At 49.4% G+C, this 12,578-nt stretch carries 6 protein-coding genes; all 6 read left to right on the top strand.

What is annotated here, in order from left to right; translation table 11 throughout:
* The first annotated feature begins 257 nt into the window (after positions 1 to 257).
* The 6 genes from ptsP to H6F91_RS04215 all read left to right on the top strand — a co-directional run bounded on the left by ptsP (position 258) and on the right by H6F91_RS04215 (position 11,906).
* Positions 258 to 2,720 carry a phosphoenolpyruvate--protein phosphotransferase gene (gene ptsP / locus H6F91_RS04240; protein ID WP_190775784.1) on the top strand — a complete coding sequence of 821 codons (2,463 nt, stop codon included), beginning with the start codon at positions 258 to 260 and terminating at the stop codon, positions 2,718 to 2,720.
* Positions 2,717 to 3,667, top strand: a complete 951-nt coding sequence (gene pfkB / locus H6F91_RS04235) for a 1-phosphofructokinase (protein WP_190775783.1) — start codon at positions 2,717 to 2,719, stop codon at positions 3,665 to 3,667. The genes ptsP and pfkB overlap by 4 nt, the downstream gene beginning before the upstream one ends.
* Positions 3,668 to 3,774: 107 nt before the next feature.
* Complete coding sequence (locus H6F91_RS04230) at positions 3,775 to 5,583, top strand: PTS fructose-like transporter subunit IIB (RefSeq protein ID WP_190775782.1); 1,809 nt, start codon at positions 3,775 to 3,777, stop codon at positions 5,581 to 5,583.
* A gap of 635 nt (positions 5,584 to 6,218) precedes the next feature.
* Positions 6,219 to 6,971 (top strand): alpha/beta hydrolase, encoded by a 753-nt coding sequence (locus tag H6F91_RS04225; protein ID WP_190775781.1) that lies wholly within the window; start codon positions 6,219 to 6,221, stop codon positions 6,969 to 6,971.
* Positions 6,972 to 7,574: 603 nt separating this feature from the next.
* Positions 7,575 to 8,057 (top strand): DUF6328 family protein, encoded by a 483-nt coding sequence (locus H6F91_RS04220; protein WP_190775780.1) that lies wholly within the window; start codon positions 7,575 to 7,577, stop codon positions 8,055 to 8,057.
* 666 nt (positions 8,058 to 8,723) lie between these two features.
* Positions 8,724 to 11,906: an ATP-binding protein gene (locus H6F91_RS04215; RefSeq protein WP_206754898.1), complete on the top strand. Its 3,183-nt coding sequence runs from the start codon at positions 8,724 to 8,726 to the stop codon at positions 11,904 to 11,906.
* Positions 11,907 to 12,578: the final 672 nt, after the last annotated feature.

Here is a 12,578-nt window from a genome sequence, read left to right as displayed (position 1 = left end):
AATGTAATAAAACATTGCTTTGAAGGATAAAACCTATCGTTTTTTGAAGTGGCCTTCAATTTAGTAGTTTCTACTTTCATAATCAAGAAAGTTAGGGCTGAAGCTACACCGTGGTTGTTTGGCTTGCGTTCTCTTTGGAGGCTTTTGTACAACAGGCATTGCGCATCGCCTGTGTACAGCAATATGAGTTTTTGCCACCCCCTGTTGGGGGAGAGTTTTTAAGCATTAAATTTTTAAGCTGTTGAAGGATTGTGTGAATGATTAATTTAGGGCTGGAAAATGTTTGTCTGAAAGCTCGACCTGGCAACAAGCGAGAGGCAATTCAACAAGCGGGAAAATTGCTGGTTGATAGCGGTTTTGTAGAACCCGGTTATGTCGATAGTATGCTGCGGCGAGAGGAGCAAGCGAACACCTATTTAGGTAATGGCATCGCCATTCCTCACGGGCAGCCTCAAGACCGAGATTGGATTCGCAAAACAGGGATTTCGGTGACGCAGATTCCGGATGGAGTGGAGTGGAATCCCGGGGAACGAGTGCATCTGGTTGTAGGCATTGCAGCCCGCTCGGATGAGCACTTACAAATTCTCACAAACCTGACTCATGTGTTAGATGACCCGGCTGCGGTACAAAGATTAGTTCACACCAATGACCCCAGCGAAATCATCGAACGGTTAACCCGCTCCACGACCGAGACTGCAGGCTCGTCTAATGGTCATCAGCAGGATGTAGAGTTTGAGCAGGGCGTTGATTTAGTTATTCGAGGCAAATCAGGACTACATGCCCGCCCGGCGACGGCATTTGTAGAACGAGCTAAAGCCTTTGATGCAGACATTCAGGTGCGGTGTGGCGATCGCACGGCCAATGGCAAAAGCTTAATGTCCCTCCTAAAGCTGGGGGTAGAGTCTGGTAGCACAATTCGCTTGATGGCCCGAGGAAGGGATGCTGCCGCCGCCCTGAAAGCGTTGCAAGTTGCTGTTGAAGAGGGATTAGAGGAAACCGATGAGGAGCCAACAACCCCCGTTATTGAGTTACCAGCCCTTAACCTGAGTTCACCTAGCATCAATGGAGTGTCTGCTTCACCGGGAATTGCGATCGCTCCCCTACACCGCTATGAACGCAGCCGCCTCATCTTCTCTGAAACGGCCGAAAGCCCCGAAGCAGAGCTGCGGAAGTTGTTGGCCGCGATCGCGACGGCTAAAGCAGAACTATCCGATTTATATGACACGGTAAAACAACGAGCCGGTGCCGGAAAAGCTGCCATCTTTCAAGCACATCAGGAATTCTTGGATGACCCTGAGTTGTTGCAAGCGACCACCGCTCGCTTAGCCTCTGGGCAAACTGCAGCCTCAGTCTGGCAACAGGAAACTGAGGCGCGAGCGAAGACATTAGAAGGACTGAGCGATCGGCTGCTGGCAGAGCGAGCGACAGATGTGCGCGATGTTGGTCAACGAGTGCTGCGGCACCTGGCAGAGCGCGTTGATGAGACTGTGCAATTGCCCGACACGCCTGTGATTTTAGTGGCGAACGATCTGACCCCCTCAGACACGGCAAGTTTTGATCCGGCCCGGATTCAAGGCTTCTGTACGGCTCGGGGTGGGGCGACATCCCATGCCGCGATTATGGCGCGATCGCTCAACATTCCTGCTGTGGTAGGTGCTGGAGAGACTGTACTCTCCCTGCCTGTGGGTGGGGTGGCAGTGCTGGATGGCGATCGCGGTGTTCTTTACGCCCAACCCTCCGAAGCCGATTTGGTCGTTGCAGCCCAGGCTCAGCAGGAGCACCTGGCGTTGCGGGATGTGGAATGGCAATCACGCTTCCAACCTGCCTTGACCCCAGATGGTCATCGAGTCGAGGTAGTTGCCAACATTGGGGCACCGGAGGAGGCCGAGCAAGCGATTCTAGCGGGGGGTGAAGGAGTAGGCCTCCTGCGTACCGAATTTCTGTTCCTAAACCGCACAGAGCCGCCCACCCAAGCAGAACAGAGCGCCGCTTATCAGCGCATGGCCCAAAGTTTGAACGGCTTGCCCCTGATTGTGCGGACATTGGACATTGGTGGTGATAAGGAAATTCCCTATCTAAATCTGCCCGCAGAAGAGAACCCATTTTTGGGAGTACGAGGCATTCGCCTGTGTCTGACTCAGCGGGAGCTATTTGAGACGCAGCTGCGTGCCATTCTGCAAGCAGCCTCGTCGGGTTACCTCCGCATCATGTTTCCTATGGTGGCAACCTTAGAGGAGCTACGAGCTGCCAAGGCGATTTTGGAGTCTGTACGGCGCAGCCTTAATGCACCGCCTTTAGAAGTTGGGATGATGGTGGAGGTGCCATCCGTTGTTCTAATGGCCAGGGAGTTTGCCCGGGAAGTCGATTTCTTCTCAGTAGGTACCAACGATCTGACGCAATACCTGTTGGCCATGGATCGGGGGCATCCGGCTCTGGCCAAGCAGGCAGACGGGTTGCACCCAGCGGTATTGCGAGCGATCGCCCAGACCGTCGAAGCCGCCGAATCTGAGGGTAAGTGGGTTGGTGTCTGCGGCGGTATTGCGGGAGATCCGCTCGGTGCAGCCATTCTCACGGGGCTAGGGGTGTCGGAACTCAGCATGAGTATTGCCAGCATTCCGGCGGTGAAAGCGCGCATTCGTAGTCTGCCTCTGACGCGCATGCAAAAACTGGCTCAACGATCGCTGCGTTGCCAGACCGCGGAGGAGGTTCGCAGTCTATGACTACTCCATCGCCGGGCATCGTCACCGTAACGCTAAACCCGGCTGTTGACCAGACAGCGGCTATTCCCAATTTCACCCCCAATGCGGTGAACCGAGTGGCTTGGGAACAAACGGATGCTGGAGGAAAAGGGGTCAATGTCGCCTCCTTTCTAGCGGATTACGGTTATGCCGTTAGCGTGACCGGATTGTTGGGCCGCGAGAATCCAGAGCGGTTTGAAGCGCTGTTTCAGCAAAAGGCGATCGCCAATCACTTTGTTCGCATCGCTGGCAACACCCGCGTCAACGTCAAAATTGTGGACGAAGCCCAGCAACAGGTGACGGATATCAACTTTCCCGGCCAATCTCCTGTCGAGGACGACCTAAAACAATTAGACCAGGTGTTTGAGCAGTTAGCGGCTCGCCATGAGTGGTTCATCCTATCGGGGAGCATACCGGCTGGAGTGCCGCCCAGTATTTACCAAGAGATGACGACCCGCCTTAAGCAAGCTGGAAAACACGTCGTTCTCGATACCAGTGGCCCCCCGTTGCAGCAGGCGATCGCCGCCGCTCCCGATTTCATCAAACCCAATCAACTGGAGTTGCAGGAGGTGTTGGGGCAATCCCTCGATACTGAAGCTCGCCTTGTTGAAGCAGCCCGTTCTCTGGTGCAGCAGGGTATTCGTTGGGTGGTCGTGTCGCTTGGAGCGGATGGCGCGTTGTTTGTGGATGCGGATAATGCCATTCACGCGCAACCGCCATCGGTCGATGTGAAAAGTACGGTGGGAGCCGGAGATGCGATGGTCGCGGGGACTGTAGCGGCTCACATTCAGGGGAAGCCCTTAGATGCCTGCGCCCGCCTGGGAACAGCATTTGCGATGGGGGCGCTCACGCAGATTGGTCCCCGGCTGCCACCGATGGCGACGATTGCAGAGTATGGCGATCGCGTCACATTGCGGCATCTGGATTAGGACGTCAGAGGGCAGGCAACGGAGAGAAGAAAGGTTTTCCTTTGAGTATTTGCATTCACAATTTCATTCTTTAGTTATTCACTTTTGTGTAAATCAGGATAGATCGAATGACAAAAATTGTTGCGGTAACTAACAGTGCAGCGGGAGATGCGCACAACCATTTAGCGGCGGAAGCCCTAAAGAGTACGGCTCAAGCGTTAGGGCATCAACTAAAAGCGGAAGATCCGGGTGTAGCATCGCTGTCTAACGACGATATTCAGGCGGCAGATCTGGTAATTGTCGGTACCGATCACCAGTTTGATCGGGAGCGCTTCGCAGGCAAGCCGATCTATGCAGTGTCGAGTAGTGAGGCGATTCGCAATACAGAGATGGTGATTCAGAATGCAGTCACCCTGCTACAGTCGGCTCCTGATCTTTCGCGGCTTAAAACGACGCCCCATCCCCATGACCCCATGCCGGATGAACCAACAGAAGCGACGGCGGCTCTTGCCGCAACAACGCCTACAACGGGTTCTAAATTCTTAGTGGGGATTACTTCCTGTCCCACGGGCATTGCGCATACCTTTATGGCCGCTGAAGCGTTGAAGCAAGGAGCTGCCAAACTGGGTCATGAGATGCGGGTCGAAACCCAGGGGTCTGTTGGGGCAAAAACGGCCTTGACGGAAGACGAAATTGCACGAGCCGATGCAGTGGTCATCGCGGCCGATACCCATGTGGATTTGTCCCGCTTTGACGGTAAGCGAGTGTATGAAACTTCCACAAAGGCTGCGATTCACGATGGCTCTGAGGTCGTCCGGGCTGCTCTCGCCGCTCCCGCTCCCCAGGGTGGTGGGCAAGCCTATTTAGACTCGGTGCAGCGGATTAAGGCGGAGCGATCGCAGAAACGCCTTGGTCCCTATAAGCACCTGCTAACGGGTGTATCCTTCATGTTGCCCGTTATCGTAGCAGGGGGTTTGATCATTGCCCTGTCTTTCGTGTTTGGCATTAATCCACCGGAGGGTACGTTTGGTGATGCCTTAATGCAAATTGGCGGAAAATCTGCTTTTGCACTGATTGTTCCCGTCCTGTCAGGTTATATTGCTTTCTCCATTGCCGATCGTCCTGGTCTGGCTCCTGGCCTGATCGGTGGGATGCTGGCGGCCAACCTGGGTATGGGTTTTCTCGGCGGCATTTTAGCCGGATTTTTAGCCGGATATGTCGCCCTATTTGTGCGCGATAAGATTAACTTGCCGACGAACTTTGAGGGCTTGAAGCCGGTGCTGGTAATTCCGTTACTGGCAACTCTCGTGGTGGGTTTATTGCTGGTCTATGTGTTTGGCGGTCCCGTACGCGCCATCATGGATGGGTTAACTTCATTTCTGCAAGGTATGGGTAGCACCAACGCGGTGTTGTTGGGACTGATCCTTGGTGCGATGATGGCGGTAGATATGGGTGGCCCTGTCAACAAGGCCGCATACACCTTTGCAGTTGGGTTACTCTCCAGCAACATCTATGCCCCGATGGCGGCTGTGATGGCCGCGGGTATGACGCCACCCCTGGGTCTGGCTCTAGCCACATTTATAGCGAAGCGTAAGTTTACGCTGGCAGAACAACAGGCCGGAAAAGTTGCTTCTGTATTGGGCATTTCTTTTATTACAGAAGGTGCAATTCCTTTTGCAGCCAATGACCCCATACGCGTTCTACCCGCTTGTATTCTCGGTTCTGCTGTAACAGGGGGATTGTCCATGCTGTTCAATTGCACCTTACGAGCGCCCCATGGTGGCATCTTTGTTCTGGCTATCCCCAATGCCGTTGGGAATATTGGTTTGTACATTGCGGCGATCGCCGTTGGCACCTTTATTACAACGATCGCAGTCACACAATTCAAACGTCGCCCTGTGGATCAATCTCAAACTCAAGAAGCTGAACCAGTCTAAGAATTGATGCTGAATGCTTGCAAACATTCAGCATCAAAACTCGCAAAAATGGCGAGTGTGGCCTAAGGGCATCACACTCGCCATTTTTGTTGGGAGAGTTGGGAACAGGGTGTGTAGTGCGATCGCCCGCACAATAGAAGCTATGTTGTGAGGATATGCAGTCTTATTGAGATCTAGTACTAATAAGCTCTGGTAAATTGATCCATCTTCTAGGTTCGTTACCCATGTCAAACCGGATAAGGTAGGAATGGGTTCGGCTAGCAAAAAACTTATTTCATATAGACTTAGAACATTCAAATGCCTTGAAAGCAGTAGACTTGTCAAACTTTTAAACCTTACATAATAAGTCTTCTGTCTCTACAACGTCCAGTTCGCTCTTAAATTCTGTTAACAATACTTAACCTCATATTACTGCGAAAGATTTTAATCTAGGTTTTGTGAGCTTATTGATTTATATTCTCAATAAGTGAGGTTCTTGACTTGTAAGGCCACTATGCAGATGTACAACAATTCAACGGTTAAGGACGGCTCTTTCAGGCAGCTCAAAAGTACACCCTAGTTCTCGCTAGCTACACGCTTCTCACCGACCTGACCATTAAAAGACTGCTTGAACAGCAATGCTAAGGAATTTCGCAATGCCTCATTCTTCTGATGCCCTCTGGCTCAACGTTAGTCCATCCTTGCAGGGCTTCGATCGCCCATTGCTCAGATGCCTCTCCCGGGCTACTTCCCTGGCCCAGTGGGAGTATCAACAGACGCCCGATGAGCCCACCTCCTTCGCAATAGCATTGGTGTTATTGCATGACTATCTCAAGTCGCGAGATCGTCCCATTCATTTATTGGGTCATGGTATCAGTGGACTGTTAGGGTTACTCTATGCCCAAAGGCATCCTGAACGGGTGCGATCGCTCACGCTTCTTTCCGTTGGGGCTCACCCTGCAGTCGACTGGCAAGCCCACTATTACGCCCAGCGCCGGTTGCTTCCTTGTGCTCAGCAGACGGTTCTGCGCCAGATGGTGTATAGCCTGTTGCGCTGCCCCTCAAAGGACACCATTGAATCTTTCGTCAAAGTGCTGGAGCAAGATTTGTATTCTTCGCTCTCTCCCCATAACTTATTTCGTACTACAAACTTACTACCTATTACAGTGTCCGTTCCCCTACTGGTTTGCGGTAGTGTAGATGATGGGATTATTGGCTTAAATCAATTACAGAAATGGCAGCATCATTTTGAGCATCCAGCTTCGCACCTTTGGATGTGTCCAGGTGGTCGCTACTTTTTTCACTACTTCTATCCACAACAAGTAAGTGAACAGATTACTAAATTTTGGCGGACAGCTTCCATGTCAGAGTCTCTCCATGTGAAAGAAGCGTTCATCAATTCAATATGACAAGATAACAGCATCTCATTGAATGACCGTAATAAGGATTTGTGCGCAAAATATCCCATCGCTCTTTATTACAGTCAAATATCGTATATTAAATAGCCTGTAATTGTTTTTGAAGAAAGAACGACTTTGCCACCCCTCTCTCAAAAACAATTACAGGTTGTTTAATCGGTGATTTTAAACTTACTTGCAGCCCTTCAAGGTAGAGAGGTGGATATAGGGCAGTGTCCCACATCTATCTCTGTACCTCTCTACCCTAAAAGCTTTGTGGGATGGGTATCTCGCCCACCTCAGAAGGTAGATTTTGTTGGTGGAGGAGCTCCTATAAAGGGCAAGCACAATTAATATTTTTTGAACAAAATATGTGTTGCTTCTGCCAATCCAAAACTCAAGTTTTTTTCAAGGGTTACGCTATTAAAAATTAGAATTCTAATTCGCCGCGAAATACAATATTAGGGACGCTCGTTTCTGTCTAAAGAATGATTTTTAGCTTTAGACTCCGCTTTATAGAGACGTTAGCGTACCTTTTAATTTATCCTTAATTTAAGCATCTAGGATGGGTAGAATTTCCTACCTTTTCAGTTTCATGACTTATCATATTAACTCATGCAAAAGCAAGATATGTCAGTTACTTCTCAAGAAACGCTCAATAGCAGTGATCATGATCCAAGAAGCTTAAATGAAATGTTGCAGGAACTTCGGGTTCTGCAACAGGGGAGTCAAATATTAGCTGGGTTTCTTGTTCTTCTACCCTTTAGCGAGGGATTTGTAAAGATCGCTCCTGTTGAGAAATGGGTTTATATTGTTGCTTTTATTTCTGCCATTACTAGCCTGATTTGCTTTAGTGCCCCAGCTGCACAACACCGAGTTGAACGGCCATTAAGGCATCGCGTAAAATTTAAACGCATGTCAACTCGCATTATTATTGCTGGAACAATTGCGCTCTCCACTGCTTTAATCTCAACTACTCAATTGGTTCTAAGTGAAGTAGTAGGAGGTAGATGGGCCCACATTGGTACTGCCATCATAGCGGCATTGATTTGTATTATCTGGTGGATAATTCCTTTGCAGAGGAAAGTCAGATTCTAAATACTCCGGTTCTACATCAGAATCTAGAGGGGTAGTTTCTATGGCGAAGCGACAGAAACTACCCCTCTGGTTTTGTTTTAGGCATAAGGAGGTTTCTGCATAAGAATTTACCCAGGATGTTGGTGTTTTGCCCGCGAAGCGGGCAAAACACCAACATCCTGGGGGGTAATTTCATTGCTGGAAATCTCCTAAGATGTGAGTAGACTCTTATCTTATGCCTAGAACAAATACTTTTCTTTTTCTAACACAGAGCCGTAGAAAAATGAGGACGTTAGTGTTGAATTTGCATAGGTGAAAACGCAGATAAAATAGATCTATCTTTAGATGGATTTTGTAATCTGTTTTCGCCTTCGTTTTGGCTCTATTTTCTTCTCTATTTTTAGTGTCAATGAATTTGCTTGTGGTTAGTCTGACCAGGTTTCAACATGTAGATGGAGTGTGGTGAAAGGGAGACTTCGTGCCCCTTTTACCACGCCCTATCTACATGTCTAGAGCATTACCTAAGTCTGTAATCTTAAATTTTGTTATATCAAAGGCAAAATTCAAGATTCTAGACTCGGCTGTGATGGGGTAAAAGATGTGAATATAGCTATAGCTTAAAGCTGGCTTTTCAGCATTATGATTGGGCAGCTTTGTTCCATAAAGCGGAGAAAAGGCGTAACAATAATGCTCTCCTGGTTCCGTTCTCCCGGGTTCTCTAGTCTCCGTACTCGCTTAATGTTGCTTGTTCTCCTGGCGGTTATTCCGGCCTTGGGGCTCATTTTGCATACTGCCGCAGCGCAACGACGGAGTGCAGTGGCTGAGGTGCAGGAGAATCTATTGCGATTAACCCGGTTTGCAGCAGCGAATCAACGCCAAACCAGTGAAGGGGCGCGTCAATTGCTGATTGCCCTTTCCCAAATGCCTGAAATCCGCAATGGGAATGTAGAAGCCTGTAATCAATTACTGACAAACTTGCTGCCAGAATACCAGGCTTATGCCGGGTTGGGTGTGGTCGATGCGGCAGGCAACGTCATGTGTAGCGCCCCTGAAGCGACAGAATCCATCAACGTGAGCGATCGCGCGTACTTTCGCATTGCCCGGCAAACCCGTGATTTTACCATTGGAGAATATCAAGTTGGCCGCGTCACGGGGAAGGCGACGCTCAATTTTGCTTATCCCATTCTCGATGAAGCTGGTGAGCTGAAGGCAATCGTGCTAGCGGCTCTGGAACTGTCGTGGTTGGAACAACTGGTCACTGAGATGGAGCTGCCTGAGGGAGCGGTTGTAACCATAGCTGATCGCAACGGCACCGTTTTGGTTCGTTATCCAGATTCAGAACGTTGGATCGGGAAATCCGTGCCAAATTCTCCTATGACGAAAGTCGTGTTAAGTCAAAAAGAGGGAACAACCGAAGCATTGGGTTTAGATGGGGTTGAGCGGCTTTATGCTTTTACGACCTTGGGCAATAGCTCTGTCGACCAAAGTATTCATATTCGTATTGGAGTTCCTAAAAGGGTTGCTTTTGCAAAAGGAAATCAGCTTTTAAGACAAAATCTGCTGGGGTTAGGATGTGTAACCGTTTTAGCCCTAACCGCTGCCTGGTTTGGGGGTGATGTCTTCTTTACCCGTAAGGTCAAGTCTCTTGTCCGTACAACTCAACGGCTTCAGGGAGGCGAGTTGGGTGCCCGGACGGAACTGCCCTATGACTCTGGGGAGTTAGGACAACTGGCCCGAGCCTTTGATGAGATGGCGACTGCCATTGAAGCGCGGGAACAGGCGATCGCCGCACTCAACCAAGATTTGCAAACACTGTTTGAAGTCATTCCCATTGGCGTCTTAATCGCCTCCGATTCCGAATTTAAACAAGTAAAATCCAACCCGGCATTTGCTCAAATTTTGGGGCTTACCCCAGATGCCAATGTTTCTTATACGCCAGACACAACATCGCCTCCTACTTACAAGCTTGTAAGAGAGGGGCAAGAGCTCACTCCGGATGAATTTCCCTTACGCTATGCTGCCATTCACAAAACAGAAATTAAAGGAACGGAAGTTGATATTGTTCGGGGAGACGGTCGTATATTTAATTTGTTTGGTTATGCTAAGCCATTATTGAATGATGAGGGTGTTGTTCGAGGATCGGTCGCAGCATTTTTGGATATTAGCGATCGCAAGAAATCAGAGGCCGAGCGTGAACAGTTACTTCATGAACTCGGAACGAGCCTGGACAAGCTTGAAGCGGTCATCAACAACATGCGAGAGGGATTAATCATTACAGATCCCCAGGGCAATCTGCTGGCGTGCAATCCGGTAGCGCTTGCCTTGCATGAGTACGATACCATGGAGCAAATACAGCGACATCTTCACGAGTTCCCAGACACCTTTGAAGTGTGGGATTTGCAGGGTAACTTTGTTCCCGTAGAACAATGGCCGGTTGCCAGAGCTTTGAAGGGTGAAACCGTTTCTAATTACGAGGCCCAGATTCATCGTCGGGATACTGGCAAAATTTGGTTTGGTAGCTATAACGGCACGCCTGTTCGCGATAAGCAAGGACAAATTATTCTGGCGGTTGTAACAATCCGGGATGTAACAGAACAGCGCCAGGCTCAGCTTGCTCTAGCCCGTAGCCTTGCTGCCGAACAGGCCGCACGTGCCGATGCAGAAGCCGCCAATCGGATTAAAGATGAGTTTCTGGCGGTTCTCTCCCACGAGCTGCGAACACCCCTCAATCCAATTCTGGGCTGGTCGAAGATGCTGCGATCGCGCCAATACGATGCAGCTACCACAGCCCGTGCCCTGGAAACGATTGAACGCAATGCTCAGCTACAAACCCAATTGATTGAAGATTTACTTGATGTCTCACGCATTCTTCAGGGCAAACTGCGGTTGGATAGTCAGCCCCTTGACTTGGCGAACATTATCCATGCAGCCGTAGAAACCATTCGCCTGGCTGCAAATACTAAATCGGTTCAAATTCATATTGATGTTGAATCGGATATAGGCAAAGTTTCTGGGGATTCTGGCCGGTTACAACAAGTAGCGTGGAACCTACTCTCTAACGCGGTCAAGTTTACTCCGGTGGGAGGGCAGATTGATGTGAAGTTAGAGAAGGTCATGGGGCCTGGGAAACTATTAGAAGATACGGTTTCTGCTTATTCCCCATTCGCCATGCCCCATTACGCCCAAATCCAGGTAACCGATACAGGACAGGGGATTGATCCTGAGTTTTTGCCCTATGTATTTGATACCTTTCGGCAGGCAGATGGTGCAACAACCCGGAGGTTTGGGGGGTTAGGGTTAGGATTGGCGATCGCCCGGCACATTGTTGAACTGCATGGAGGCACCATCGCAGCCATGAGCCTGGGTGATGGAAAGGGTGCCACGTTTGTCGTCAGGTTACCGATCCTGCAAGAGGCTCTACAAAAAGGGGGCAGGAGCCCAACTCAGGATGCAACGCCGATGTCCCCCAGCCTTCATACTCCATTAAAAGGCTTACGAATCCTGCTGCTGGATGATGAACAGGACACCCGTGACTTTTTCCTGTTTGTGCTAGAACAGGCTGGGGCTACTGTGATGGCAGCGGCGACGGCGAAAGACGCTTTACAAACCCTTGTTCGGCACAAACCCGATGTGCTATTAAGCGACATTGGCATGCCCGAAATGGATGGTTATATGTTTATTAAGCATGTTCGTGCCTTGCCTTCCCAGCAGGGCGGAGCTATTCCAGCGATCGCCCTCACAGCTTATGCAGGAGAGTTGAATTATCAACAGGCGATCGCCGCTGGCTTTCAGAAGCATCTAGCAAAACCTGTGGAGCCCGAAGCGTTAGTTCAAGCAATTCTGGCATTATGCGCAAGGGTTGAGAGCTGACAGATTGTGGTACCAGTACAGGGTAAAACCTCTAAAACCCAGATTTTGTGTGAGGGCGAAGCACCTAAAACAAAATCTGGAATTTAGAAGTAGTTTTATCTTCTGACCCCTGTATATGTTTTCTCCTGCTACCCCATGAAAACGGGCGATCGCAATACTAGGTTCATAGCATTGTCATATCTATTCGCTAAGTTAAAAAAGCTGCCATATATATAGCATAAATCAACAGTAGTGCGGTTGCTCACCTCCCACATTCCCATACTTCGTCAACGTCAAAGTGCTATAAAAACGTGGATATCGGCTGTTTTGATTTCAGCGGAGAACTTATCTTATGGTTTTTGTTGTACCGATCTACGTCAGCATTGTAGTGGTCGGCTTGCTTATTTTCACTGGAGTCAAAATTGCAGATATTTTGTTTCCCTGTAGCAAATCGAATCACAAGAAATTTTAAGCCGTTTATGGCGCTTTGCATGTTGGTTCCGCACGGTGGTGTAGGCCTCTTTGCTCCCTACACCACCATTTTTGTACTTAACGCGGTTACCCGCCGCTATATTTAACCGAGTTATCGTCAAATCTGGTGTACGAAGAAAGATTAAGCGGCGTTCTTGCTGATGTCGGTTTTTGGGTCTACTCGGATCCCATCCTTGAATTTCACTCCTTCAATCACCTCCC

Origin of the sequence: Leptolyngbya sp. FACHB-8, assembly GCF_014695575.1 — a bacterium.
Lineage (GTDB): Bacteria > Cyanobacteriota > Cyanobacteriia > Elainellales > Elainellaceae > Vacuolonema.
The sequence above is the reverse complement of the archived record's forward strand: the minus strand, read 5'-3'. Positions and strand labels throughout refer to the sequence as shown.